At 60.8% G+C, this 26,514-nt stretch carries 26 protein-coding genes; 19 read left to right on the top strand and 7 right to left on the bottom strand.

What is annotated here, in order from left to right; translation table 11 throughout:
- The first annotated feature begins 54 nt into the window (after positions 1-54).
- The 6 genes from prmB (at position 55) to DBY66_RS08255 (ending at position 4,742) form a co-directional block, all read left to right on the top strand.
- Positions 55-987, top strand: a complete 933-nt coding sequence (prmB, locus tag DBY66_RS08280) for a 50S ribosomal protein L3 N(5)-glutamine methyltransferase (RefSeq protein ID WP_039379152.1) — start codon at positions 55-57, stop codon at positions 985-987.
- Positions 988-1,033: 46 nt separating this feature from the next.
- Positions 1,034-2,119 carry a chorismate synthase gene (gene aroC, locus DBY66_RS08275; RefSeq protein ID WP_108569488.1) on the top strand — a complete coding sequence of 362 codons (1,086 nt, stop codon included), beginning with the start codon at positions 1,034-1,036 and terminating at the stop codon, positions 2,117-2,119.
- 8 nt (positions 2,120-2,127) lie between these two features.
- Positions 2,128-2,952 carry a penicillin-insensitive murein endopeptidase gene (mepA, locus tag DBY66_RS08270; RefSeq protein ID WP_094111139.1) on the top strand — a complete coding sequence of 275 codons (825 nt, stop codon included), beginning with the start codon at positions 2,128-2,130 and terminating at the stop codon, positions 2,950-2,952.
- A gap of 70 nt (positions 2,953-3,022) precedes the next feature.
- Positions 3,023-3,820, top strand: coding sequence for a sulfite exporter TauE/SafE family protein (locus DBY66_RS08265; RefSeq protein WP_039379149.1), 798 nt, complete (start codon positions 3,023-3,025; stop codon positions 3,818-3,820).
- A 64-nt stretch (positions 3,821-3,884) separates the two neighbouring features.
- Entirely contained in the window at positions 3,885-4,430 is a 546-nt protein-coding gene (locus tag DBY66_RS08260) for an elongation factor P hydroxylase (protein WP_039379147.1), read from the top strand.
- Positions 4,431-4,460: 30 nt separating this feature from the next.
- Positions 4,461-4,742 (top strand): YfcL family protein, encoded by a 282-nt coding sequence (locus DBY66_RS08255; protein WP_039379145.1) that lies wholly within the window; start codon positions 4,461-4,463, stop codon positions 4,740-4,742.
- 28 nt (positions 4,743-4,770) lie between these two features.
- Here DBY66_RS08255 and mnmC read toward each other — a convergent pair whose 3' ends face one another.
- Positions 4,771-6,783: a bifunctional tRNA (5-methylaminomethyl-2-thiouridine)(34)-methyltransferase MnmD/FAD-dependent 5-carboxymethylaminomethyl-2-thiouridine(34) oxidoreductase MnmC gene (gene mnmC, locus DBY66_RS08250; protein ID WP_108569489.1), complete on the bottom strand. Its 2,013-nt coding sequence runs from the start codon at positions 6,781-6,783 to the stop codon at positions 4,771-4,773.
- Positions 6,784-6,939: 156 nt separating this feature from the next.
- On the opposite strand from mnmC, the gene fabB reads away from it, so the two are divergent.
- Positions 6,940-8,160 (top strand): beta-ketoacyl-ACP synthase I, encoded by a 1,221-nt coding sequence (fabB, locus tag DBY66_RS08245; protein WP_108569490.1) that lies wholly within the window; start codon positions 6,940-6,942, stop codon positions 8,158-8,160.
- 175 nt (positions 8,161-8,335) lie between these two features.
- Positions 8,336-9,508, top strand: a complete 1,173-nt coding sequence (locus DBY66_RS08240) for an arabinose transporter (RefSeq protein WP_108569491.1) — start codon at positions 8,336-8,338, stop codon at positions 9,506-9,508.
- On the opposite strand, the gene DBY66_RS08235 is transcribed toward DBY66_RS08240, so the two are convergent.
- A complete protein-coding gene (locus DBY66_RS08235) occupies positions 9,471-10,907 on the bottom strand; it encodes a PLP-dependent aminotransferase family protein (RefSeq protein ID WP_108569492.1) in 1,437 nt (478 codons plus the stop codon). The two genes, DBY66_RS08240 and DBY66_RS08235, sit on opposite strands and share 38 nt — an antisense overlap.
- 86 nt (positions 10,908-10,993) lie before the next feature.
- On the opposite strand from DBY66_RS08235, the gene DBY66_RS08230 reads away from it, so the two are divergent.
- Positions 10,994-11,437: a rhodanese-like domain-containing protein gene (locus tag DBY66_RS08230; RefSeq protein WP_108569493.1), complete on the top strand. Its 444-nt coding sequence runs from the start codon at positions 10,994-10,996 to the stop codon at positions 11,435-11,437.
- Between the two features lies 1 nt (position 11,438).
- On the opposite strand, the gene flk is transcribed toward DBY66_RS08230, so the two are convergent.
- The 4 genes from flk to DBY66_RS08210 form a co-directional block, all read right to left on the bottom strand.
- Entirely contained in the window at positions 11,439-12,470 is a 1,032-nt protein-coding gene (gene flk, locus DBY66_RS08225; protein WP_108569494.1) for a flagella biosynthesis regulator Flk, read from the bottom strand.
- Between the two features lie 119 nt (positions 12,471-12,589).
- Complete coding sequence (locus tag DBY66_RS08220) at positions 12,590-14,098, bottom strand: tripartite tricarboxylate transporter permease (protein ID WP_108569495.1); 1,509 nt, start codon at positions 14,096-14,098, stop codon at positions 12,590-12,592.
- A gap of 12 nt (positions 14,099-14,110) precedes the next feature.
- Positions 14,111-14,542 (bottom strand): tripartite tricarboxylate transporter TctB family protein, encoded by a 432-nt coding sequence (locus tag DBY66_RS08215; protein WP_108569496.1) that lies wholly within the window; start codon positions 14,540-14,542, stop codon positions 14,111-14,113.
- A gap of 11 nt (positions 14,543-14,553) precedes the next feature.
- A complete protein-coding gene (locus tag DBY66_RS08210; protein ID WP_108569497.1) occupies positions 14,554-15,531 on the bottom strand; it encodes a tripartite tricarboxylate transporter substrate binding protein in 978 nt (325 codons plus the stop codon).
- Between the two features lie 120 nt (positions 15,532-15,651).
- Here DBY66_RS08210 and tctD point away from each other — a divergent pair, with 120 nt between their 5' ends.
- Entirely contained in the window at positions 15,652-16,323 is a 672-nt protein-coding gene (gene tctD / locus DBY66_RS08205) for a transcriptional regulator TctD (RefSeq protein ID WP_104085240.1), read from the top strand.
- Entirely contained in the window at positions 16,314-17,690 is a 1,377-nt protein-coding gene (locus DBY66_RS08200) for a sensor histidine kinase (protein ID WP_108569498.1), read from the top strand. The genes tctD and DBY66_RS08200 overlap by 10 nt, the downstream gene beginning before the upstream one ends.
- Here the strand turns inward: DBY66_RS08200 and DBY66_RS08195 are convergent.
- The gene (locus DBY66_RS08195; protein ID WP_108569499.1) at positions 17,677-18,567 is read right to left on the bottom strand and encodes a DMT family transporter; all 891 of its coding nucleotides are present in this window, start codon (positions 18,565-18,567) and stop codon (positions 17,677-17,679) included. The two genes, DBY66_RS08200 and DBY66_RS08195, sit on opposite strands and share 14 nt — an antisense overlap.
- A 93-nt stretch (positions 18,568-18,660) precedes the next feature.
- Here DBY66_RS08195 and DBY66_RS08190 point away from each other — a divergent pair, with 93 nt between their 5' ends.
- From DBY66_RS08190 to dedD, 8 genes are all read left to right on the top strand, one after another.
- Positions 18,661-19,434: a helix-turn-helix transcriptional regulator gene (locus DBY66_RS08190; RefSeq protein ID WP_104085237.1), complete on the top strand. Its 774-nt coding sequence runs from the start codon at positions 18,661-18,663 to the stop codon at positions 19,432-19,434.
- A 57-nt stretch (positions 19,435-19,491) separates the two neighbouring features.
- On the top strand, positions 19,492-20,643 hold the full coding sequence (gene pdxB, locus DBY66_RS08185; RefSeq protein ID WP_108569500.1) for a 4-phosphoerythronate dehydrogenase PdxB: 1,152 nt from the start codon (positions 19,492-19,494) through the stop codon (positions 20,641-20,643).
- Between the two features lie 92 nt (positions 20,644-20,735).
- Complete coding sequence (locus tag DBY66_RS08180; RefSeq protein WP_065648816.1) at positions 20,736-21,746, top strand: aspartate-semialdehyde dehydrogenase; 1,011 nt, start codon at positions 20,736-20,738, stop codon at positions 21,744-21,746.
- The gene (gene truA / locus DBY66_RS08175) at positions 21,746-22,552 is read left to right on the top strand and encodes a tRNA pseudouridine(38-40) synthase TruA (protein WP_108569501.1); all 807 of its coding nucleotides are present in this window, start codon (positions 21,746-21,748) and stop codon (positions 22,550-22,552) included. Before DBY66_RS08180 ends, truA begins: the two co-directional genes overlap by 1 nt.
- Before the next feature lie 34 nt (positions 22,553-22,586).
- The gene (locus DBY66_RS08170; protein ID WP_039379114.1) at positions 22,587-23,249 is read left to right on the top strand and encodes a DedA family protein; all 663 of its coding nucleotides are present in this window, start codon (positions 22,587-22,589) and stop codon (positions 23,247-23,249) included.
- A 132-nt stretch (positions 23,250-23,381) separates the two neighbouring features.
- Positions 23,382-24,290, top strand: coding sequence for an acetyl-CoA carboxylase, carboxyltransferase subunit beta (accD, locus tag DBY66_RS08165; protein WP_039379111.1), 909 nt, complete (start codon positions 23,382-23,384; stop codon positions 24,288-24,290).
- Positions 24,291-24,461: 171 nt separating this feature from the next.
- On the top strand, positions 24,462-25,730 hold the full coding sequence (gene folC, locus DBY66_RS08160) for a bifunctional tetrahydrofolate synthase/dihydrofolate synthase (protein WP_039379108.1): 1,269 nt from the start codon (positions 24,462-24,464) through the stop codon (positions 25,728-25,730).
- Complete coding sequence (gene dedD / locus DBY66_RS08155) at positions 25,720-26,481, top strand: cell division protein DedD (protein ID WP_108569502.1); 762 nt, start codon at positions 25,720-25,722, stop codon at positions 26,479-26,481. The genes folC and dedD overlap by 11 nt, the downstream gene beginning before the upstream one ends.
- Positions 26,482-26,514: the final 33 nt, after the last annotated feature.

Raw genomic sequence — 26,514 nt, 5'->3', positions numbered from 1 at the left:
CCCGCTTCATGGCAAACTATCGGCCGATTGATTTTATGGCCTGCGGAGGGCTACGTGGACAAGATTTTCGTCGATGAGGCAGTAAACGAACTGCACACTATTCAGGATATGTTGCGCTGGGCCGTCAGCCGTTTTTCAGCGGCTGGCATCTGGTACGGTCACGGCACGGATAATCCCTGGGACGAAGCGGTCCAGCTGGTTCTGCCCACTCTGTGGCTGCCGCTCGATATTCCTGAAGATATGCGCAATGCGCGCCTGACCGCCAGTGAACGGCACCGTATCGTTGAGCGGGTGATCCGCCGCGTGAATGAACGTATTCCGGTCGCTTACCTGACCAACAAAGCCTGGTTCTGCGGACATGAGTTCTACGTGGACGAACGGGTGCTGGTTCCGCGCTCACCCATTGGCGAGCTGATTGAAAACCGCTTTGCGGGTCTGATCCCCGGCCAGCCACAGCATATTCTGGATATGTGTACCGGCAGCGGCTGCATCGCTATCGCCTGCGCCTATGCCTTTCCTGAAGCGGAAGTGGATGCGGTCGATATCTCCCACGACGCGCTGGCGGTGGCGGAACAAAACATTGAAGAGCATGGCCTGCTGCATCACGTCACGCCGATTCGCGCCGATCTGTTCCGCAACCTGCCACCGGTAAAATATGACCTGATCGTCACCAACCCGCCGTACGTGGATGCGGAAGATATGGGCGATCTGCCTGGCGAATATCATCATGAACCGGAACTTGGCCTGGCGGCTGGCAGCGATGGCCTGAAGCTGGTACGCCGCATTCTCGCCTGTGCGCCTGACTATCTCAGCGAGCAGGGCGTGCTGATTTGCGAAGTCGGCAACAGCATGGTGCATATGATTGAGCAATATCCTGACGTGCCTTTCACCTGGCTGGAGTTTGATAACGGCGGCGACGGCGTCTTTATGCTGACGCGCGATCAGATCGTGGCGGCGCAGCACCATTTCTCCTTTTTTAAAGATTAATTTGCGGCGCGCCTGAGCGCCCGCACTATGGCAACAAGGAGCCATCATGGCCGGAAACAGCATTGGACAACTTTTTCGCGTTACTACGTTTGGCGAGTCGCACGGTCTTGCGCTGGGCTGCATCGTTGACGGCGTGCCACCCGGTATTCCGCTGACTGAAACCGATATCCAGCACGATCTCGATCGCCGCCGTCCCGGCACCTCGCGCTATACCACCCAGCGTCGCGAGCCGGATCAGGTGAAAATTTTGTCTGGTGTGTTTGAAGGGGTCACTACCGGCACCTCTATCGGCCTGTTAATCGAGAACACCGATCAGCGTTCGCAGGATTACGGCGCGATTAAAGATCTGTTCCGGCCCGGCCACGCGGATTACACCTATGAGCAGAAGTATGGTCTGCGCGACTATCGCGGAGGCGGACGCTCCTCAGCACGCGAAACCGCTATGCGCGTGGCCGCCGGTGCCATCGCCAAAAAATATCTGCAGCAGCAGCACGGTATCGTGGTGCGTGGCTATCTGGCGCAGATTGGCGACGTCGCCTGTGAGCTGAAAGACTGGAGCATCGTTGAAGAGAATCCGTTTTTCTGTCCGGACGCCAGCAAGCTGGAGGCGCTGGATACGCTGATGCGCGCCCTGAAGAAAGAGGGCGACTCTATCGGCGCGAAAGTGACCGTGATGGCGGAAAACGTGCCACCGGGCCTCGGTGAGCCGGTGTTCGATCGCCTCGATGCCGATCTGGCGCATGCGCTGATGAGCATCAACGCCGTTAAAGGCGTAGAGATTGGCGATGGCTTTGCCGTCGTTAACCAGCGCGGCAGCGAGCATCGCGACGAAATCCGCGCCAGCGGCTTTCAGAGCAATCACGCCGGCGGCATCCTCGGCGGCATCAGCAGCGGGCAGACCATCAGCGCCAACCTGGCGATGAAACCGACCTCCAGCATTACCGTACCGGGTAACACTATTACCCGCACGGGGGAGGAGGTGGAGATGATCACCAAAGGGCGTCACGATCCCTGCGTCGGCATTCGCGCCGTGCCCATTGCCGAAGCGATGATGGCGATTGTGCTGATGGATCACCTGTTACGCCAGCGCGGGCAAAACGCTGACGTTAACAGCAGCGTACCGCGCTGGTGAGCCTTATGATGCGCCGCGCTCTGCTCACTTTCGCCGCGCTGCTGGGTAGCGCGGCCGCCGTTGCCGCCACGCCGTGGCAGCAGATCCAGCACCCTGTCTCTGGTGCGCCGCAGTCGATTGGCGGCTTTGCCAATGGCTGTATCGTCGGCGCGCAGGCGCTGCCGCTGGACGCACCGGACTATCAGGTCATGCGTCAGGATCAGCGCCGCTACTATGGTCATCCCGATCTGATCGCCTTTATTGAGCGCCTCAGCACCCGCACCCGTCAGCTTCATCTGGGGCAGGTGCTGATTGGCGATATGGGAATGGCGGCGGGTGGACGTTTCAGCAGCGGCCACGCCAGTCATCAGACCGGACTGGATGTGGATATCTGGCTGCAGCTGCCAAAAACCCGCTGGAGCGCACAGCAGTTGCTGAAGCCGCAGCCGCTGGATCTGGTGGCGCCGGATGATAAACAGGTGATCGCCCGTCACTGGCAGCCGCAGATTGATAGCCTGATCAAGCTGGCCGCGAAAGACAGCGACGTCACGCGAATTTTTGTGAATCCGGCGATCAAAAAACAGCTTTGCGCCGATGCCGGCAGCGATCGCGAGTGGCTGCATAAAGTTCGCCCGTGGTTTGCGCATCGGGCGCATATGCATGTGCGCCTGCGCTGTCCGGCCGGCAGCCTGGAGTGTGAAGATCAGGCGCCACCGCCGCCGGGCGACGGCTGCGGTGCAGAGCTTGAGAGCTGGTTCCTGCCGAAAAAGCCCGGCAGCACGCCACCGGTAAAAAAAGCCCCGCCGCCGCTGCCGCCATCCTGCCAGGCGCTGCTGGATAACCACCGGCTCTGAGTACCTCTCCCGGCGCGCAACGGCTATTGCCCCGCGCCGGGCTTGTCTGCTACCTGCTGCGAGAAGTGAAATGGACCTTTTTATCGTCAGCCCGCTTATCCTTGGCGTACTGTTTTTTGTTGCCATACTGGCCGCTTTTATCGACTCCATTGCCGGCGGCGGTGGACTGCTGACCGTTCCTTCGCTGCTGGCGGCCGGGCTGTCACCGGCACAGGCGCTGGCGACCAACAAGCTGCAGTCGGTTGGCGGCTCTTTCTCCGCCAGCCTCTATTTTGTCCGCCGTGGCGCCGTAAACCTGCGTGACCAGCGGCTGAACATCGCGATGACGTTTCTCGGCGCGGTCGGCGGCACGCTGCTGATCCAGCATATTCAGGCGGATATTCTGCGTCAGATCCTGCCGCTGCTGCTTATCGCCATCGGACTCTGGTTTCTGCTGATGCCGCGTCTGGGAGAGGTGGATCGCGAGCATCGTCTGCAGGGCGTGGCGTTTGCGCTGGTGGGCGGCGGCTGTGTGGGCTTCTATGATGGATTCTTCGGTCCGGGAGCCGGCTCCTTCTATGCGCTCGCCTTTGTCACGCTTTGCGGTTTCAATCTCGCCAAAGCGACGGCGCATGCCAAGGTGCTGAATTTCACCTCCAACTTCGCCAGCCTGCTGTTCTTTATGTTTGGCGGCAAACTGGTGTGGGGAACCGGCGTAGTGATGCTGCTCGGCGCATTTATCGGGGCGCGGCTGGGTGCGCGGCTGGTGCTGAGCCGTGGCCAGCGGCTGATCCGCCCGATGGTTGTGACCGTTTCTGCGGTCATGAGCGCCAAACTGCTGTGGGACAGCCACGGGGCTGAGCTACTGGCCTGGTTTGCCGCAGGATAAACCGACTCGTCAAATCGTGCCGCCGGTGCGACAATGGCGCCAGATGATTAACTGACAGATGACTATGCCGACAGAACACCACTATCAGCAGCTGATCGACATCTTCGACGGCTGCTTTGCTGAGACTTTTAAGACACGTCTAATTAAAGGCGATGATGAACCGATTTATCTTCCGGCAGATGCGGAATCACCCTGGCACCGCGTAGTTTTTGCCCATGGATTTTACGCCAGCGCGCTGCATGAAATTTCGCACTGGTGTATTGCGGGCGACGCGCGTCGGCAGCAGGTTGATTTTGGCTACTGGTACTGCCCCGACGGGCGTGATGCGCAGACGCAGAGCCAGTTTGAAGCGGTTGAAGTAAAACCGCAGGCGCTGGAGTGGCTATTCTGCGTTGCGGCGGACTTCCCCTTTAATGTCAGCTGTGACAATCTCGAAGGCGATTGTGAACCCGATCGCATTGCGTTTCAGCGCCGGGTCCATGCCCAGGTGATGCACTATCTGGAGCAGGGGATCCCGGCTCGCCCGGCACAGTTTATTGCGGCGCTGAACCGCTATTATGGTACGCCAGCGCTCACTGCAGCGCAGTTTCCGTGGCCGGAAACGCTTTAATTCGCCTGCTTAAAATGAAAGGAATGAGAGATGATCGTAGAATTTGAGTCCCGCATTCTGGCGCTGATTGACGATATGGTCGATCACGCCAGTGATGATGAGCTGTTTGCCAGCGGTTATCTGCGCGGCCATCTGACGCTGGCGGTTGCGGAAATTGAGCAGAGCGGCGAACACACGCCGGAAGCGCTGCAGATTGTCGTCTCCCGGAGCCTGCAGAATGCTATCGCCGCCGGTGAACTCTCGCCACGCGATCAGGCGCTGGTGGTCGGCATGTGGGATAACCTGTTTAGTCAGGCACGTCAGACCGCCTGATGCGCGGGGCGACTTTTCGCCCCGGCTCTCAGCGCCCCGCCTTTTTTCCCTTCAGCAATTTACGTACCCAGTAGCGGTTCGGATTCAGCGCCGCCAGCGTTGCGGCATCGAGCGGCTGCGGCTCACCGCTCATTTGTGCCGCCAGCACTTCAGCTGCCAGCGGCGCGCTGCAGAGCCCGCGCGATCCCAGCGCCCCCAGCACGAACAGCCCGTGATAGTGCGGGGCTTCAGCAATCTTCTCCCCGCGGGCGCGCTGTCCCGGCAGGTCAGCATACTGCGCCAGCGTGGCAGCGTAGTCTGGCAGGCCGCCGCTCATGGGCAGATGATCGCGCGTGGCGCAGCGCACGCCAGTCCGCGCCTCGTTATCACTGAGATCAACCTGCTGCGGCCAGGCGGCCTGCGGCAGGCACGCCATCAGACGCTGACGGTTGCTCTGCTGATCATCGGCACGAAAAGCGGTCGCGGTGTCACCGCGATGATAGCTGGCGCCGATGCAGTGGGTGCCAAACGTCGGGCTGACGGGTGTCAGATAGCCATCGTAACAGAGCACGCTCTGCAGGTTTGCCAGCGCGGCTGATGAGGGCGCATGGCTTACCTGGCCTGCGACCGGGTAGACCGGCAGATCCTGGCTCTGTTCCAGCGTCCGCAGCGCATGCCCGTTGGCCAGTACGACATTCTGATGCTGCACATCAGCCCGGTCGGAAAAGTGCAGCGTCCAGCCGTTTTCATGCGGCGTCAGCTGCGTAACCCGGTGCAGCCAGTGCTGGTGCAGACCCTGCGTCTGCGCCTGATCCAGCAGGTTGCTGGTAAGCTGGGAAGGGGAGATCCATCCGCCACGCGGATAGCAGATGCCGCCCATACCCAGCGCAACGCCCGCCAGCTGCTCCGCCTCGGCCGGTGAGACGCCGTAAGCGATCTCCGCCGGCAGCGCCAGGGCCAGCATCTGCGCAATCTTATCGGCGCTTTTTTCATCCCACGCCAGCTGCAGCACTCCGCACCAGCTCTGTTCAGCACGCTCCGGCAGGCTATCGTAAAGACGACGCGCGAAGCTGAAAGCGGCGGGGAAAAACTGCGCCAGCGCGGGATCGTGCTGGTTCAGTAAGGGGTAGAGCGCTGCCTGACGGTTGCCGGATGCACCCAGTGCCGGGGCCTCATCGGCGCAGTAGAGCGTCACGCGCCAGCCGCGGCGCAGTAATGCCAGCGCCAGCAGCGCACTGGCGACGCCGCCGCCAATGATGGCGACATCCTGGCCCGCTGCTGCAGGCCGCGCATACCACGGCTGCACGGCTGGCAGCGGCACCGCATGCGCCAGCGTGCCGGTCAGCATTTCGCGCTTATGCGCAAAGCCTTTACGTTTACTGATGGTAAATCCCGCTTCCTGCAGGCCACGCCTGACAAAACCCGCAGCGGTAAAGGTCGCCAGCGTTCCTCCGGCACGTGCCAGCCGTGCCAGAGCGCTGAACAGCGCCGGGGTCCACATATCCGGATTTTTAGACGGCGCAAAGCCGTCCAGGAACCAGGCGTCAACCTGACCCTGCAGGCTCTCATCAAACTCTGATATCAGCGTATTAATGTCGCCAAACCAGAGATCAAGCGTAACCCGTCCACCGTCAAACAGCAGCCGCTGACAGCCGGGCAGCGCCGATGGCCACTGCTGCTGCAGCTGCGTTGCCCACGGCGCCAGCTCCGGCCAGCGCGCCTGCGCGGCAGCGAGATCGGCCTGCGTTAGCGGATACTTTTCACAGCTGATAAAGTGCAGCCGCTGCAGCGTCGCAGCAGGCTGCTGCGCGCGAAACTGATCGAACGCCTGCCATAATGTGAGAAAGTTCAGACCGGTGCCAAAGCCGCTCTCCGCCACAATAAACAGATCGCGCGTATGCGTGCTGAAACGCTGCGGCAGCTGATTACCACCGAGAAACACATAGCGGGTCTCTTCCAGTCCATTATCGTTAGAGAAGTAGACATCATCGAACGCTCGGGAAACAGGTGTACCCTGATCGTTCCAGGTTAATTGCGCGTGTTCAACCGGGGATAATTTCACGGGAAAGGCTCATTTTTCAGGCAGTGGCGCGATTTTAGCGAGTGGCGTCACATGACGCAAATTTACAAAAGGAAATGGCTGATCGGACTTGTTCGGCGTACAACTGTACGCTAGAGTGCACGTCAATCCAAAAAGATGTGGAATGAGGACTATTGAATGAAACGTGCAGTGATTACTGGCCTGGGTATCGTTTCCAGCATTGGTAATAACCAGCAGGAAGTGCTGGCTTCTCTGCGTGAAGGCCGTTCCGGTATCACTTTCTCTGAAGAGATGAAAGAAGCCGGTATGCGCAGCCACGTGTGGGGCAACGTCAAACTGGATACCAACGGGCTCATCGATCGCAAAATCGTGCGTTTCATGAGTGATGCCTCTGTTTACGCCTATCTTTCTATGGCGGAAGCGGTCAAAGATTCAGGCCTGACTGACGAGCAGTATCAGAACAATCCGCGCGTGGGTCTGATCGCCGGTTCCGGCGGTGGTTCACCGCGCTATCAGGTGTTCGGTGCTGACGCTATGCGCGGTCCGCGCGGCCTGAAAGGCGTGGGTCCTTATGTAGTGACCAAAGCCATGGCCTCAGGTGTATCTGCCTGCCTCGCGACCCCGTTTAAAATTCATGGCGTGAACTACTCCATCAGCTCCGCCTGTGCCACCTCAGCACACTGCATCGGCAACGCCGTTGAGCAGATTCAGCTGGGCAAACAGGATGTGGTCTTTGCCGGTGGCGGTGAAGAGCTGACCTGGGAAATGTCCTGCGAGTTTGACGCGATGGGCGCACTTTCGACCAAATATAACGATGCGCCTGAGAAAGCCTCGCGCACCTATGATGCTAACCGTGACGGTTTTGTTATCGCCGGCGGCGGTGGCATGGTTGTGGTTGAAGAGCTGGAGCATGCGCTGGCACGTGGTGCGCATATCTATGCTGAGATTGTTGGCTATGGCGCAACGTCTGATGGCGCTGACATGGTTGCACCGTCAGGTGAAGGCGCGGTGCGCTGCATGAAGATGGCGATGCAGGGCCTCGATGCACCGATCGACTATCTGAACACGCATGGCACCTCCACGCCGGTTGGCGATGTGAAAGAGCTGGGCGCAATCCGTGAAGTGTTTGGTGACAACACCCCGTACATTTCAGCGACCAAAGCCATGACCGGTCACTCCCTGGGTGCAGCGGGCGTGCAGGAAGCGATCTACACCCTGCTGATGCTGGAGCACAGCTTTATCGCGCCGAGCATCAACATCGACGATCTGGACGAGGCCGCAGCAGGGATGAACATCGTGACGCAGCCAACGGAAAAAGAGCTGACCACGGTCATGTCCAACAGCTTCGGCTTTGGCGGCACCAACGCCACGCTGACCATGCGTAAATATCAGGGCTGAATCTGCCCGCGTCCCGTCGCCCCCTGACGGGATATCACAGGCTGCCGCGATGGCAGCCTGGCTTTCTCTGCTCAGCCTGAGCCGTTTTGACAACCCCGCTTTGACCTGCATACACTCCTGTTTTACCTTCCCGTAATTTCCCTGCGCTATCGTCGCTGACAAGGAGTGCGCAAACATGACCGCTCACGCTAACGCGTCCGTATTGCCGCTCGCCTGTACCTCGTTTGCCGTGTTTCTCAGCTATCTGACCGCCGGACTGGCACTGCCGGTGATCCCGCTGTATGTGCATCAGGAACTGGGCATGAGTAACCTGATGGTGGGCATTGCAACCGGCAGTCAGTTTATTGCCACCCTGCTGACGCGCGGTTTTGCCGGCCGGCGTGCGGATCAGCAGGGAGCACGCGCTACCACCCGCTACGGTATGCTGACGATTGCGCTGACAGGGGCTGCCTATGCCGCTGCCGTGTTGCTGCCGGTCGCACCCGGCGTGCGCTTTATGCTGCTGATAGTGGCGCGTCTGCTGCTGGGCGCAGGGGAAAGCCTGCTGCTGACCGGTAACCTGACCTGGGGGCTGGGGCTGGCGGGGGCCAGGCGCTCTGGTCTGGTCATGTCCTGGAACGGAATGGCGATTTATGGCGCGCTGGCGGCAGGCGCTCCGCTGGGAGTGCTGATGTATCAGCATGGCGGGCTGCTGGCTATCAGCGGTGCGGCGCTGCTGCTGCCGCTGCTGGCTCTGCTGGTTAACGGCTGGATCCGTGCGGTGCCGGTTGCCGGCGGTACGCGGCCGTCGCTGTGGAGCGTTATCAGCGCCATTTTTTCACCGGGGCTGGTGCTGGCGCTGCAGGGCGCCGGTTTCGCCGTAATCGGCACCTTTACCTCGCTCTATTTTGCTGCTCAGGCGTGGGGACACGCCGGCTTTGCGCTCACCGCCTTTGGCTGCGCTTTTACCGGGGTGCGGATCCTCTTTGGTCATCTGCCGGATCGCTATGGCGGGAGCCGGGTCGCGCTGGTGTCACTGCTGGTGGAAGCGCTGGGTCTGCTGCTGCTTGCCGTTGCCACCTCAGGCTGGCTGGCGCTGGCGGGGGCGGCCCTCACCGGCTGTGGCTGCTCGCTGATCTTTCCGGCGCTGGGGGTTGAAGTGGTGCGTCGCGTCGCGCCGCAGATACGCGGTACTGCCCTGGGCGCTTTCTCTGCCTTTCAGGATATCGCCTATGGGATCAGCGGCCCGCTAACCGGACTGCTGGCGACGGCGTCTGGCTATGGCGCCGTCTATCTGGCGGGCGCGCTCTGTGCCGTGGCCGGTTCCGTTATCACCTGGTGCTGCGTGCTTCGCGCGCCAGCAGCATAACCAGCTTATCGCAGGCGCCGGCGATCTCAGCCGGCGTCAGCGCTGCAAAGCCGAGCAGCCAGCCGGGCTGCGGTGCAGCTGTATGGCAGAGCGGTGAGAGAGGCGGCAGCAGCAGACCCGCTGCCGCTGCCCGCTGTGTCAGCGCTGCCTCATTGCCCTGCAGCAGCGAGACGGCCAGTTGCAGACCACCGTTTGCCGGAAGCGGGCGCAGCCACGGCTGCATACGGCTATGAATCTCTTCCAGAAGCCGGTTGCGCCGGTAGTGATAGAGCTGCCGCATCAGCCGCAGATGGCTGGCAAAATGGCCCTGCTGCAGAAATTCAGCGGTGATAGCCTGCGGCAGCAGCGCGCTATGCCCATCCAGCACGCTGCGCGCCCGGCCCAGCGGCTCAGTCAGCTGCGGCGGTACCACCATCCACGCCAGGCGCAGGGAGGGAAACAGGGTTTTGGAAAAGGTCCCCAGTGAGATAACCCTGCTGTCGCGCGTCATGCCCTGCAGCGCCGGAGCAGGCCGATCACCGTAATGAAATTCGCTGTCGTAATCATCTTCAATCAGCCAGCTGTTATGCTGCTGCGCCCACGCCAGCCACTGCAGCCGCCGTGCCAGACTCATCGCTATACCGGTTGGATAGTGATGCCCGGGCGTCAGGTAAACCAGCCGGGCGCGACCGGAGAGCGGGACCGCACCGTGCTCATCCAGTGGCATCGCACGGCAGTGCGCGCCTGCGGCAAGAAAGGCGTTACGCGCCCCCGGATAGCCGGGATCCTCCAGCCACACCTCATCATCCGGATCCAGCAGCAGCAGCGCCAGCAGCTGCAGCGCCTGCTGCGAGCTGGTCAGGATGATGACCTGTTCCGGACGACAGCGCATACCGCGCGACAGGCTCAGATACTCCGAGACCGCCTCGCGCAGCGGCAGGTAGCCGAGCGGATCGCCGTAGCCCATTACGCGGCTGCCGAGCCGGCGCTGCACGTTGCTGCTGATGCGCCGCCACTGCGTATGCGGGAAAGCCCGTAAATCAGGCGATCCGGCGGCAAACGCGGCGGGGAAGGGCGGATCCTGACAGCCGCCGGTCGCCAGCAGCTGCAGGCCACGCTGCGAGAAGTGCGGTGCCCGGCGGGTTGACGGCGTATCTGGCGGCGGAGCCAGCGTAATCGCGACAAAAGTACCGCGTCCGGTGTGGCGCTGCAGATAACCTTCGCTTTCCAGCTGCGCGTAGGCCGCTTCCGCGGTTACGCGCGCGACTGACAGCTCTGCGGCCAGCTGACGGCTGGAGGGAAGCTTCTCACCGTGGCGCAGCTGGCCGCTGACGATCGCCTGCCGCAGGGCGCGACAGAGGCGCTCGCGTCGTCCACCCTGCGCCTGCTGCTGAAAAAGCGTGGCCAGTTCCTGATACATAATGGTCTTATTACTCTGACAGAAAGGGTCTCATTGCAGAGACCAATTTGCCGTAAAGTGGGTGCACATCGCAACAGGAGAAGAGTATGTCCGCTGTCTTACACTATCCCGCCGCCAGTGCGGAAGAGAGTTACGCCTATCTGCAGCAGAAGCTGAGTTATTACACCGATGCCTGGGATCTGGCAGAAGACCTGGCACGCGGCGAGGCTGCCATTGTTGTTTTTGATGCCCGCAGCCCTGAACACTATGCTGCAGGACATATCTGCGGCGCGCATTCGTTTCCTCACCGTACCATCAGTGCGCAGAGCACGGCGGCGTTCGATCGCAGCAAGGTCTATATCACCTACTGTGATGGCATCGGCTGCAATGGCTCAACCAAAGCGGCGCTGAAACTGGCGGCACTGGGGTTTCAGGTTAAGGAGCTTATTGGCGGGCTGGATTTCTGGAAGCGCGACGGGCATCCGCTGACGTGGGGAACCGACGCGGGAGAGTGGCCACAGCACAGCGCTGCGGCCGGGTGCGGCTGCTGACTCAGGCCAGCAGCCAGAGCAGAAACAGCACCACCGCTACTGCGATTATCAGCGACAGCGCCGGGCGCTGCGCCAGCGGGCGCGGCAGGATCTCTGTAAACGGTGCCCAGATAGGTTGTGGCTGGCGCACGCTGTCCGTCAGCGGCAGCGTTTCACCGCGCTCAGCCCGGCGGCTGAAAAGCTGATTCAGCAGATCCTGACACTGCGCGGCGGTCAGCACGGTTTGCGGCGTCGCCTGAAAACGCTGCTGGCTATAATCCTGCAGCAGCTGCTGTTCATCACGATTCAGCGGCTGCTTCAGCGAGCTTTCCAGCAGCTGCAGCGTGGGTGCGCTATGCTGCCCCAGCGTCTGGCGCACCTGCAGATACTGCGTCAGCAGCGGGAAGTGCCGCGACGGCACCGGATCGCCGCTTTTAAGATTTACCAGCTTCAGCGCGTCGGTCAGCAGTTTTACCGGCGACTCGCCGGTCGTGGCCGCCAGCCGCGTCACCTGCTGGTTCAGCGCCTGCTGCTCTGCCGGCAGCAGCGTGCGATCGGTACTGCGGCTCTGCTGCGGCTGCGGGATCGCCATCTGGCCGTTCTGCAGCATGGTCAGCACCTGCCGCAGCTGATCCTGGCTCAGCGCACTCAGCACCGTCTGGTTAAACTGCTGGCGGATAAAGTCGCTTACCGCCTGACGGTTGTTGCCCTGCGGCAGCTTATCCTGCAGCTGCTGGAGCAGCTGGCGCGTGGCGTGACTGTCCTGCACCTGACTCAGACGACGATTAAGGTGCTGTTCAGCAGCCGGAAAATGGCGCGACTGAAAGTCAGCATCGCTCTTCACGCCCACTTCATGGCGTACGCCCGCCCACAGCTCAGGCGCTTTCAGGGTGCTGAGAGACATAATGCGTACAATGAGCCGTTCCAGCGTGGTGCGCTGCGCCGGAGAGAGAGGCTGTTCGCCAGCCGGACCGCCGGGGCGGGCCGGGCCGGAAACACCGGTAAGCGCAGAACGATCGCCCGCGGGCACACCGGGACCGCTGAGAGGTTGCATGGCGGAATCCTTGAAAAACGAGTCAGATCCGGGTGCGCCGGAAAAAGAGGGGCATATGATAGCAAAAGCCCCCGGGAAATCCACGGGGGCTGGTATCAGAAAAGCGAGAAGATGCGGATTTATTCCGCCTCTGCCGCTCTGAAGCGGCTGCGACGCCAGCGTTTCCAGACGAATGGCACCACCAGGACCGCGACCGCCAGCACCAGCAGCACTTTGCAGATGAGACTCTCCCACAGAATAGGCAGGTTGCCGTTACTGATTGAAAGCGCACGGCGCAGGTTCTGCTCCAGCATTTCCCCCAGCACAAAGCCGAGGATCAGCGGCGACATCGGGAAATCCATCTTGCGCAGGATATAGCCGAAGATGCCCAGTCCCACCATCAGCAGCAGGTCGAAGGTTGTGCTGTGCACCGCATACACGCCGACGGCGGAAATGGCGGCGATCGCAGGTACCAGGAACCAGAGCGGGATGGTCAGCATACGGGCAAAGATATTGATCATCGGGATATTCATGATCAGCAGCATCACGTTGCCGATCAGCAGTGCGGCAATCAGGCCCCAGACAATGTCAGGCTGTTCGATAAACATCGCCGGACCCGGCGTAATGTTATAAAGCGTCAGCGCGCCTACCATCACCGCCGTGGTACCGGAACCCGGAATGCCCAGCGTCAGCATCGGAATAAATGATCCACACGCCGAGGCATTATTTGCTGCTTCCGGTGCTGCCACGCCGCGAATATCCCCCTTGCCGAACTGGTCACTGCCGCTAATCTTCTTCTCCGTCATATAGGCGATAGCGCTGGCGATAGTGGCACCCGCACCCGGCAGCACGCCAACGAAAAAGCCCAGAAAGGAGGAGCGCAGCGTGGCGCCGGTTGCCTGGGCCGCTTCTTTCATATTGAACATCATGCGGCCACTGGCGCGTACGACTTTCTGACCGCCGCTGGTAGACTCCAGCATCAGCAGAATCTCACTGACCGAGAACAGGCCAATCACCACCACCACAAACTGAATGCCGTCGGAAAGGTGAATGCTGTCGAAGGTAAAACGATAAACACCGGTATTCGCATCGACGCCCACGGTAGCCATGCTCAGACCGATCAGGGCGGCCAGGAACGATTTCAGCGGGTTGTGGCTCATCATGCTGCCGAGGCAGGCGATGGCAAACACCATCAGGGCAAAATATTCCGCCGGACCAAATGCCAGCGACCAGTTCGCCAGAATCGGGGCAAACAGAATGATGCCGATGATGGCGATGGTGGAGCCAACAAACGAGCTGACGGCGGAGATAGAGAGCGCTACGCCCGCTTTACCCTGCTGCGCCATCGGATAGCCATCCAGTGCGGTCATGATAGCACCTGCGTCACCCGGCACATTCAGCAGAATTGAAGAGATACGTCCGCCATATTCACAGCCGATATAGACAGTAGCCAGCAGGATCAGCGCTGATTCAGCCGGCAGGTGCAGAGCAAACGCCAGCGGCATCAGGATCGCCACGCCGTTAATCGGGCCCAGCCCCGGCAGTAAGCCGACAATGGTGCCGATAAAGCAGCCGATCAGGGCGATCATCAGGTTCTCCGGCGTCATAGCGACGGCGAAGCCCTGCATCAGAAAAGACCAGGTATCCATTATTGACTCCTGTTAACTCAGCCAGCTGCCCATCGGCAGCGTTACGTCAAGCAGCCGGTCGAAGGCGTAAAACAGCGCCACGCCCATCACCACGCCAGAGATCGCCGCCGCCCACCAGCGCGCACCAAACAGCAGGCCGATACCAAAGGTCAGCAGGGTCGTGCAGAGCGGAAAGCCCAGATGTTCGAACTGCCAGCCATACGCCATCAGCAGAATGCACAGGACAATCAGTTTTTTAAACGTGGTGGCTGAGGGCCACTGTATGACATCAGGCTTGCGCAGCAGCATCATGACGGCGCAGATCGCCATCAGCCCGAGCAGCAGCAGCGGGAAAGGGCGCGGACCGACCGGCTCATAGCTATATTCACTCTGGATCTGCCAGCCGATAAACAGGCCGGCAATACAGAGCGCCAGCCAGACAACGGCAAAAATACGATCGCTCATTATCGCCTCCGCTATTTCGCCAGCCCGAACGATTTCGCTTTCTCACGATAGTCAGCAACCTGCTTTTTCACATAAGCATCCAGCTCGCTGCCAAACATGTTGAACTCAAACAGACCGCGTGCGTCGCGCTGCTGCTGGAACTCTTTGGTAGTAACCAGTTTTTTAAACGAATCTTCCCACCACTGGTACTCCGCATCGCTGACTTTAGGACCCAGGTAATAGCCGCGAATCACCGGCCATTCGACGTTATACCCCTGCTCTTTAGCCGTGGGGATATCGGCCAGCTCACCCGGCAGGCGCTTGTCGCTCATCACCGCCAGCACGCGCATTTTACCGCCCTGCAGGTGCGGCACCATTTCACTCATATCACCGGATACCACCTGGATATGGTTGCCAAGCAGCGCGGTCACCGGCTCGCCGCCGCCTTCAAACGCGACATAGCGCATTTTGCGCGGATCGATGCCGGCTTCGCGCGCCAGCAGGGCGGTTTTCATCCAGTCCTGGCTGCCGATAGACGCCCCGGCGCCGACCACAACTTTATTAGGATCGTTTTTCATCGCCTCCATCAGCTCACCCAGCGTTTTCCACGGCGCGTCGGCACGTACCGCCACCATGCCGTAATCCGTGCCGACGGCGGCCAGCCACTTCACGTCGTCGACTGAATAGCGGCCAAACTTGCCCTGTGACAGATTAAGCAGCGACCCGCCGGAGAAGGCTACCAGCGTACCCGCTTCGGCCGGGCGCTGCGCGATGATGGCGTTATAGGCAACCGCGCCTACGCCGCCTGGCATGTAGGTCACGCGCATGGGTGAGGTGAGCTGGCCGGTCTCCTGCATGGAGACCTGAATCAGCTTGCAGGTGAGGTCAAAACCGCCGCCGGGTTTAGCCGGGGCGATACACTCAGGGCGCTTTGGCGCCTCTGCCAGCGCCGAAGACACTGAAAAAGCCAGCAGGGAGGTGGCGAGGATGAGAAAGCCTGTTTTTTTCATGGTTCGCTCCAGTCATTCTTCCAGATTGTGATTGCTACCGAACATTTTCGGTTGCTGAATTGTTAAACCGGTAACCTTTCATTTACCTTTCAGCTATCAGCAAAAATGACAGGATGTGATATGCGTCTCTTACTGGTGGAAGACACCACTGAACTGGCCTCATGGCTGCAAAAGGCGCTCACGCAAAAAGGGTTTGCTGTCGACTGGGTCGCGGACGGGCTGGCCGCCGATCATATATTGCAAAGTGAGGACTACGCGCTGGTGGTGCTGGATGTGTCACTGCCACGGCTGGATGGCCTGGCAGTACTGGCCCGGCTGCGCAAACGCGGACAGAACGTGCCGGTGCTGCTGCTGACGGCACAAAGTACCCTGGCGCAGCGGGTGCAGGGCTTAAACGGCGGCGCCGACGACTACCTGACCAAGCCGTTTGAGCTGGATGAGCTGGATGCGCGACTGCGCGCGCTGCTGCGCCGCAGCCACGGCCAGACGGCGCAGACCCAGCGGCTCGGACAGCTGGAGCGCGACAGCGAAGGCTATTTCCTGCTGAATCATAAGCCGCTGTCGCTGACGCCGCGCGAATCGAGCGTGCTCTCCACGCTGATGCAGCGGCCGGGACGACCGGTATCGCGCCAGCATCTTTATGAGCAGACGTTTACGCTGGCCGACGACGCCAGTCCGGAGAGCATTGAGCTCTATGTGCATCGGGTGCGTAAAAAGCTCTCCGGCAGCGATGTGGCGATTGTGACGCTGCGCGGGCTCGGCTACAGCCTGGAGCAGCAGCCGTGCGGCTGATGCACTCGCTGCGCGGTGAACTGCTGCTGTGGCTGGGCGCACCGCTGCTGCTGCTGTGGGCGCTGTCGGTTTATACCCATTATCAGAGCGCGCTGCAGGCAGCGAATCAGGCTTATGACCGCTCACTGCTGGCGTCAGCGCGCACCGTGGCGGAAAGGCTGGCGGTGCGCCAGCGCCATCTGGAAGTGGATGTGCCCTGGGTGGTGCTGGACAGCTTTGAACGCAATATGAACGATCAGCTCTTCTATCAGGTTATTTCCCCGCAGGGAAATACGCTCTCCGGCTATCCCGATCTGCCGCTGCTGCCGCGTAACGCGCCGCTCTCTGATGCATACCCGGCGCTGGTGCATTTTTATGATGCGCATTACCGCAGGCAGCCGATTCGGGTGGCGGCGCTGTGGCAGCCGGTGAATGAAGAGGGGGTAGAGGGCATGGCGCTGGTACTGGTGGCGGAGACGCTTAACTCCCGGCACGCCTTTGCCGACAGCCTGCTGCGTACGGCGCTGATCAGCCAGAGTTTCCTGGTGCTGATCACGCTGCTGCTGGCGGGGATGTTGCTGCGCCGGGTGCTGCGGCCGCTGCGCCGGCTGTCGCGGATTATGCTGCGCCGTGCGCCAGGAGAGCTGACGCCCTTGCCGTCGCTGGTACCCTGGTCAGAACTGCAGCCGCTGATTGTGGCATTTAACCGGCATCTGGAGCGGCTGCGCGGGCTGCTGGCGCGGCAGGAGCGCTTCAGCGCCGATGTGTCGCACCAGCTGCGTACGCCGCTGACCATTTTGAAAACCCAGGTCAGCGTGGCGCTCAGCAGTGACGATCCGCAGCAGTGGCGTGAGAGCCTGCAGGGCATGCGCCACACGCTGAACGATACCGTAGAGCTGACTGACCGGCTGCTGCAGCTGGCGCAGATCAAGGCGCGCCACGGCGAAGATAAACCCTTTACCCGCGTTGATCTCAGTCAGATTGTGCAGCAGGCGTGCCTGAGCGGCTATACCGCCGCGCGGCACAAGCAGATTGATTTAGGTTTCGAGGGCGAAGAGGCGTGTCGCGTACAGGGAGACGCGCTGCTGCTGGCTGAACTGTGCGCCAACCTGCTGGATAATGCGATTAAATATACGCCGGCGCAGGGAACGGTAACGGCACGGCTGCAGGGGCATCAGCTGGAGATTGAAGACAGCGGCCCCGGTATAGACGCTGCGCAGCAGCAGCAGGCGCTCGAGCCGTTTGCACGTCTCGATCCCAGCGGGCAGCCTGGTGCGGGTATCGGGCTGGCGCTGGTGAAAGATATCTGCGCCTGGCACGGCGCGCGGCTGCGTCTCGATCGCAGCCCGCAGCTGGGCGGACTGCGGGTCACCGTCAGCTTTCCCTGATGGCCGGCTGGCGCAGCGGCGTCTTCAGCCGCTGCGCCAGGATCACGCCGGTAAGCGTAATACCGCCGCCAATCCAGTGATAGCTGTGCAGCTGCTCATGCAGAAACAGCACCGCAATAAGCGCTGTAAATACCGGCACCACGTTCATAAAGATACTGGTGGTGCTGGCACCCAGCCGCTGCACGCCAAGGATCCACAAAAAGGGCGCCACGATCGAGGCAAACAGGCCGGCAAACAGCACCAGCGGCAGGTTCTGCTGCGTCAGCGCGACCTCCGGCGCGAGCAGAAAGCCCGGCAGCAGCAGCACAACACCGAAGAAAATCTGCACATAGAGGCTTTGCCAGGTGGGGAGTGGGATCGCCCAGCGTTTGGTCAGCACGCCATAGAGCGCATAAGAGGTGGAGGCCGCCAGCATCATCACTTCGCCATTACCGGGACGCTGCGCCAGCAGCTGAGCCGGGTTGCCGCCGCTGACCAGCCAGACCAGACCGATAAACGAGAGAATACCGCCCAGCAGAATACCGCGCGTGGGGGCCAGGCGCAGCACCAGCAGGCTGAGCAGAATCGTCAGCAGCGGAATGGTGGCGCCGAGTATGCCCATCATCACCGCCGACACGCTGTGTGCCGCATAGTAGGCAAGGCTCTGGTAGAGCACCATGCCAAGCAGCCCCAGCAGCAGCAGCTGACCGAGGTGACTTTTTATTGTGCGCCGGTGCCGCCATACGCCGGGCAGGCAGAACGGGGTCAGCACCAGCAGCGCCAGCAGCCAGCGATAAAAAGAGATCGCAGCAGGATCGATAGCGTCAGCCGAGAGTTTGCTGACGATGGTGTTGACTGACCAGATCAGCACCGCAATGAGCGGGAACAGCAGATTCATAACAGGCTCCGTAAAAAAGTGCCGCCAGCATACGTTTGACCGGTTTAAAACAGATAGTTAAAATCGGACAATATTTGTTAATGACCGGACAGAATGACTATTCAGGTTGCCTATTGCCCGCCCGCTGACGCGCCGCGCATTTTTATGCGTTACGAACAGACGCATGCGCGCACCGAATATCTGCCGCATCAGCATGCGTGGGGCCAGGCGATTTTTGTTACCCGCCACGTGCTGGAGCTGGACATTGAAGGCGAGCGCCTGCTGGCCCCGGCTGAGATGCCGGTATGGATCCCTCCCGGCCAGCGACACAGCAGCTATAACCACTGTCAGGCACAGTTTCGTACCCTGAATCTGGCAGCCGAACTGTGTCACGGCCTGCCAACGCGCGCCTGCCTGCTGACGGCGGATGCGATAACGCATGCGATTATGAATGAGTTCGCGCAGCGCGCGCTGGCGCAGCCGCAGAGCGAGGCGGAGTGGCGCCTGTGTGATGTGCTGCTGGATCGCCTGCGCCAGGCACCCGCGCATACCAGCTATCTGCCCGCCTCAGATGATAAGTTTCTTGCGCCGGTACTGCGTGCGCTGGAGGCCAATCCCGGCGATAACACCACGCTGGCGCAGTGGGCGCAGCGCGTGTTTACCACAGAACGTACGCTGGCGCGGCGCTGCCAGCAGCAGCTGAAAATGTCCTTTAGCGAGTGGCGGCAGCGGCTGCGTTTTCTGCGCACGCTTGCGCTGCTGGAGCAGGGCAAGAGCGTGCAGGCTATCGCTCATGAACTCGGCTATAGCTCCGCCTCGGCGCTGATTGTTATGTTTCAGCAGCAGGCGGGCACCTCCCCGGAACGCTATCGCAGCCGGTTAGGCTAACAGCCGCCTTTGTGGCACACTAGCCGGCGTTCATTTCCCGCAGACAGGACCACCGCCGTGAAAATTCTCGTTGATGAAAACATGCCCTATGCCCGTGAACTCTTCAGCCGCACCGGTGAGGTGGTTGCCGTACCGGGCCGTCCGCTGCCTGAAGCGGAGCTGCGCGATGCCAGCGCGCTGATGGTGCGCTCGGTCACCCCGGTCAATGCGGCGCTGCTGGCGGACACGCCGGTAAAATTTGTCGGCACTGCCACCGCGGGCACCGATCACGTGGATCAGGCCTCGCTACAGGCAGCCGGCATCGGCTTCTCTGCCGCACCAGGCTGCAACGCTATCGCCGTGGTGGAATATGTCTTCTCTGCGCTGCTGCTGCTGGCTGAACGCGACGGCTTTGCGCTGCGCGATCGCACCGTGGGCATCGTGGGCGTGGGTAACGTCGGCAGCCGTCTGCAGGCGCGACTGGAAGCCTGGGGCGTTAAAACGCTGCTGTGCGATCCGCCCCGTGCCGATCGTGGCGATACCGGACCGTTTCATACGCTGGAAACGCTGGTGGCACAGGCGGATATCCTGACTTTTCATACGCCGCTCAACAAAGAGGGGCGCTATAAAAGCTGGCACCTGGCGGATGCGGCGCTGCTGATGGCGCTGCGGCCCGATACCATTCTGATTAACGCCTGCCGCGGTCCGGTGGTTGACAACGCTGCGCTGCTGGAAGTGCTGAAAATGCGTGGCGATCTGCGCGTGGTACTGGATGTATGGGAGCCGGAACCCGACCTCAGTCTCGATTTGCTGGCGCGCGTGGATATCGCCACCGCCCATATCGCGGGCTACACGCTGGAGGGCAAAGCGCGTGGTACGACGCAGGTCTTTGAAGCCTGGAGCGCCTTTATCGGTCAGCCGCAGCAGGTGGCGCTGGAGAGTCTGCTGCCCCAGCCGGAGTTCAGCAGCATTACGCTGCACGGCGAACTCGATCAGGCAACGCTGAAACGTCTGGCACACCTGGTGTATGATGTGCGCCGCGACGACGCGCCGCTGCGTAAAGCCGCAGGCCAGCCGGGCGAGTTTGACCGGCTGCGCCGGCAGTATGAGGAGCGCCGCGAGTGGTCTTCGCTGCAGGTGATCTGCGACAACGCTGCCAGCGCCAGCATGCTGAAGCAGCTGGGCTTTCGCGTCAGCCTGCTGCCAAAGCCCTCTTCCCTCCCGGAATGATGCGCCACGGCGCACAGCGGGAACGAATCTGAATTATGAGGCGGTATCATTACCGCCTTCTGTTTTTATGTCATTGTCTGGAGTAAACCAACATGTCTGACGGCTGGAATATTGCGCTACTGGGCGCAACAGGCGCCACAGGAAACGCTGTACTGGAACTGCTGGCGGAACGCCAGTTCCCGGTTGGTGAGATCCATCTGCTGGCAAGCGAAAACAGCGCGGGTGAAACACTGCGTTTTGCCGGCCGTTCGGTGCGCGTACAGGATGCGGCTGAGTTCGACTGGACCCAGGCGCAGCTGGCGTTTTTCACTGCCGGTCGCGAGGCGTCAGCCCGCTACGCAGAAGAGGCGGCGAGCCAGGGATGCCTGGTGATCGACAGCAGCGATCTGTTCGCGCTGGAGCCGGATGTGCCGCTGGTGGTACCGGATGTGAACCCGCAGGTGCTGGCGGACTACCGCAACCGTAATATCATCAGCGTGGCGGATGCACTGGTAAGCCAGCTGTTATGCGCCATCAAGCCACTGGTTGAAACCGCCGGGCTGAGCCGCATTCAGGTAACAAACCTGCTGTCAGTATCCAGCCAGGGCAAAGCTGCCGTGGATGGACTGGCAGGCGAGAGTGCGCGCCTGCTGAATGGCATTCCGCCTGACGAACACTATTTTGGCCGTCAGCTGGCATTTAACCTGCTGCCGCAGCAGGCAGACAGCAGCGGCAGCGTGGCAAGCGAGCGTCGCGTCGTGGAGCAGGTGCGTAAAGTGCTGCAGGATGAGGGACTGCCGATTGCCGTGAGCAGCGTGCAGGCGCCGGTGTTTTACGGTAATGCGCAAATCGTTTATCTGGAAAATCTGCGTCCGCTCTCTGCCGAAGAGGCACGTGATGAACTGGCGCGTGCGGAAGATATCAGCCTGAGCGAAGAGGGGGATTACCCGACGCAGGTGGGCGACGCCTCCGGTAATGAAGTGCTGAGCATTGGCAGCCTGCGCAACGACTACGGCATTCCGGAGCTGCTGCAGTTCTGGTCGGTGGCGGATAACGTACGCTTTGGCGGCGCGCTGATGGCAGTGAAAACGGCGGAGAAGCTGGTGCAGGAGTATTTCTACTGATGCAGGCGGAGGCGACAACCCTGAAGCTGGCGCTGGGCATTGAGTATGACGGCAGCCGCTACTATGGCTGGCAGCGGCAAAATGAAGTACGCAGCGTGCAGGAGAAGCTGGAGAAAGCGCTGGCGAAAGTAGCGAACCATGACGTCAGCGTGTTTTGCGCCGGGCGGACAGACGCAGGCGTACACGGCACCGGTCAGGTAGTGCATTTTGAAACCACTTCCCGGCGCGCTGACAGCGCCTGGACGCTGGGCGTCAATGCCAATCTGCCGGAAGATATCGCCGTACGCTGGGTAAAAGCGGTGCCGGAGAGCTTTCACGCGCGCTTCAGCGCGACCGCGCGACGCTACCGCTATGTGATTTATAATCAGCGGCTGCGCCCGGCTATTCTCGGCAACGGGCTGACGCACTACTACCATCCGCTGGACGCAGAGAAAATGCAGCGTGCCGGTCAGCATCTGCTGGGTGAAAATGACTTCACCTCGTTTCGTGCCGTTCAGTGCCAGTCGCGTACGCCATGGCGTAACGTGATCCATCTGAACGTCATACGGCAGGGGGCATTTGTCATTGTCGATATCAAAGCGAACGCCTTCGTGCACCATATGGTGCGTAACATCGTCGGCAGCCTGATAGAGGTTGGCAATGGCAATCAGCCGGAGAGCTGGATAGCGGATCTGCTGGCGGCAAAAGATCGCACGCTGGCAGCGGCAACCGCGAAAGCGGAAGGGTTATACCTGGTGGCGGTGGATTACCCGTCCCATTTTGCGTTACCACAGCCTGCGCCGGGACCACTGTTCCTCGCAGATTAATTTTTAACCGTAGGGTGTCAGGGAGTTAGCTGGTATGGAGTTTATCCATTTTGTTGTCGATTTTATTCTGCACATTGATGTGCACCTGGCCGAACTGGTGGCGCAGTATGGCATCTGGATCTACGCCATCCTGTTCCTGATCCTGTTTTGCGAGACCGGTCTGGTGGTGACGCCATTCCTGCCGGGTGATTCGCTGCTGTTTGTGGCAGGCGCGCTTGCTGCCTTACCGGGCAACGACTTAAACGTGCATCTGATGGTCACGCTGCTGGTTATCGCTGCTATTCTCGGCGATGCGGTGAACTACACCATTGGCCGCCTGTTTGGTGAGAAGCTGTTCAGTAATCCGCAGTCTAAAATCTTCCGCCGCAGCTATCTCGATAAAACCCATGCGTTCTACGATCGCCACGGCGGTAAAACCATTATACTTGCGCGCTTTGTGCCAATCGTGCGAACCTTTGCCCCCTTCGTGGCGGGTATGGGACATATGTCCTATCGCCACTTTGCGCTCTTCAACGTTACGGGCGCGCTGTTGTGGGTACTGCTGTTCTCCTATGCTGGCTATCTGTTTGGCGATCTGCCGGTGGTGCAGGAGAACCTCAAGCTGCTGATTGTCGGCATTATCGTGGTATCGATACTGCCAGGCGTGATTGAAGTATGGCGTCATCGCCGTCAGGCGCGTCAGCAGAAATCGCAGTAAGCCCGTCACCAGATTTTTATCCACAGCGTGAACAGGTTGTGGTTTAATGAGCGACATTTACGGCCTGCTGAAGGTGATTTCAGCAGTAACGAAAAGACTGGACCAGGTCAGCATTAAACAGAAAGGTCATCAATGAGCTGGATTGAACGCATACTGAATAAAAGCACCACGACGCCTACGCGCAAAGCCAGCATCCCGGAAGGGGTGTGGACCAAGTGCGACAGCTGTGGTCAGGTGCTCTACCGCGCCGAGCTGGAGCGCAACCTTGAGGTCTGCCCGAAGTGCGACCACCACATGCGTATGCACGCGCGCGAGCGTCTGCATAGCCTGATGGATGAAGGGTCGATGGTTGAGCTGGGAAGCGAGCTGGAGCCAAAAGATCTGCTCAAGTTCCGCGACTCCAAAAAGTATAAGGATCGTCTGGTAGCGGCCCAGAAAGACACCGGCGAAAAAGATGCGCTGATCGTCATGAAAGGCCAGCTGCACGGCATGCCGGTTGTGGCGGCGGCGTTTGAGTTTGCCTTTATGGGCGGCTCGATGGGCTCAGTCGTGGGCGCGCGCTTTGTGCGTGCCGTAGAGCAGGCGCTGGAAGATAACTGCCCGCTGATCTGCTTCTCGGCCAGCGGCGGTGCACGTATGCAGGAAGCGCTGCAGTCGCTGATGCAGATGGCAAAAACCAGTGCGGCCCTGGCGAAAATGCAGGAGCGCGGTCTGCCTTATATCTCCGTGCTGACTGACCCGACCATGGGTGGCGTTTCTGCCAGCTTTGCGATGCTGGGCGATCTCAACGTGGCGGAGCCAAAAGCGCTGATCGGTTTTGCCGGTCCACGCGTGATTGAGCAGACGGTACGTGAAAAGCTGCCGCCGGGCTTCCAGCGCAGTGAGTTCCTGATTGAAAAAGGCGCGATCGACATGATCATCCGTCGTCCGGAAATGCGCTTTAAGCTGGCCAGCCTGCTGGCAAAAATGATGAACCTGCCGGCTCCGCAGCTGGATGGCGAGCCACCGGTGGTGGTGGAACCAGAAAGCAACGACGCCTGACAGGCAACCGAAAGGCGCAGCGATGCGCCTTTTTACTTTCATTCCGTACATCCCATTATTCAGTGAGCAGCCGTGCCGGTTCCTGCCTGTTGATAGCCATCAGCCGCGCGCAGGCCTCTCTTTCCGCCGCTGCGCTGAACGATGAGCTGTACTACGCAACAGACGGGACTCATGAACACGCATCAGCCTCCTCAGGGCACGTCGCCGCTGGCCACGTGGCTTCACTATCTTGAGCATCTTCACTCACAGGCGATTGAACTGGGTCTGGATCGTATTCAGCGCGTTGCCGCGCAGCTTGACCTGCTGAAACCCGCTCCCTTTATCTTTACCGTCGCCGGCACCAACGGCAAAGGCACCACCTGCCGCACGCTGGAAACGCTGCTGATGGCAGCAGGCTACCGTACGGGCGTCTACAGTTCGCCGCATCTGGTGCGCTACACCGAGCGCGTACGCGTGCAGGGTGCGGAGCTGCCGGAGGCGCAGCACAGCGCCAGCTTTGCTGAAATCGAGGCGGGGCGTGGTGATACCTCGCTCACCTATTTTGAATTTGGCACGCTCTCTGCGCTTAATCTGTTCCGCCAGGCGAATCTTGACGTGGTGATCCTCGAAGTCGGACTGGGTGGCCGTCTTGATGCCACCAACATTGTTGCCAGTGATGTGGCGGTGATCACCAGTATCGCACTCGATCACACGGACTGGCTTGGCCCCGACCGCGAGAGTATCGGGCGGGAGAAAGCGGGTATTTTCCGCGCCGGTAAACCTGCCGTAGTGGGCGAAGCGGAGATGCCGGCAAGCATCGCTGCGGTGGCAGCAGAGACCGGTGCCGTGCTGCATCAGGTCAATCGCGACTGGCAGTGGCAGGGCGGTAGTGATAGCTGGATGCTGCAGGATGCGCAGGGTGAGCTGCGCGATCTGCCGCTGCCGCAGGTGCCGCTGCCGAATGCGGCCACGGCGCTGGCTGCGTTACGCGCATCGGGTCTGCAGGTGCCTGACGCCATTATCCGCGCGCATCTGCCGCAGGCGGTACTGGCAGGGCGTTTCCAGACCATAAGCCATGCGCCGCAGGTGATTCTGGACGTCGCGCACAACCCGCACGCGGCTGCCTGGCTGGCGTCGCGTCTGGCAGCGCTGCCCGCGGGCGGAACGGTTCATGCGGTAGCGGGTATGCTGCACGACAAAGATATTGCCGGTACGCTCGCTGCGCTGGCGCCGCAGGTGACGCACTGGTACTGCGCGCCGCTGGCGGGTCCGCGTGGCGCATCGGCAGAGGAGCTGCTTGCGCATCTGGAGAGCGGTACGGCGTATACCAGCGTTGATGCGGCGTGGCGGGCGGCGCGTGCGCAGGCCAGCCGGCAGGATGTGATTCTGGTGTGTGGATCATTTCACACCGTAGCACAGGTTATGGAATCGATGGCAGCGGAGAACGGCAGTGGCGAGTAAGTTTCAAAATCGGTTAGTGGGCACGGTGATCCTGGTGGCGATTGGTGTCATTGTGCTGCCGGGCCTGCTGGACGGTAAGAAAAAGCATTATAAGGAAGAGTTTGCAGCGATTCCGCTGGTGCCAAAACCTGACGATCAGCAGGATAGCGAAATGGTGCCGCCGGTCACGCAGCCGCTGCCGTCGCAGCCGCCGGAAGGCGCCGGTGCTGCGCAGCAGTCAGCGACCACTCAGGCCACGCAAAATCCGGCCGTCAGCGGCAGCGCGCAGCCGGTGCAGAACAGCCAGCCGAGCGTAGTCACGCCACCGGCGGTGCATCAGCAGACGCAGCCCAGAACCCAGCAGAAACCGGCTGAGCAGACGAAACCTAAAACCACCGAGCAGAGCAGGCCGAAGCCGGCAGAGCAACCGAAGCCGAAGCCGGTGGAGACGCAAAAACCCGCAGAGCAGCCAAAAGCAGCGGAGCAGAGCAAGCCGGCAGAAACGTCGAAGCCAGCCAGCGCGCCAGCGGGGCAGGCGTATGTGGTACAGCTTGGCGCACTGAAGAACGCTGCGAAAGTGGACGAGATTGTGGCGAAGCTGCGGCTCTCTGGCTACCGCGCCTTTACCGTGCCGTCATCGCCGGTGCAGGGGCAAATCACCCGTATCTACGTCGGACCTGACGCCTCTAAAGCGAAGCTGCAAAGTTCGCTGAGCGAGCTGCAGAGCGTTTCCGGACTGGGCGGCGTGGTGAAACCTTATAGCGTGCGCTGACAGGCTGATAAGCCACGCCGATAGCAGTAACAG

This window comes from Pantoea sp. RIT413 (assembly GCF_003057675.2).
In the GTDB taxonomy this organism is placed as follows: domain Bacteria; phylum Pseudomonadota; class Gammaproteobacteria; order Enterobacterales; family Enterobacteriaceae; genus Pantoea; species Pantoea eucrina.
This window is presented reverse-complemented; position numbering and strand designations above follow the sequence as displayed.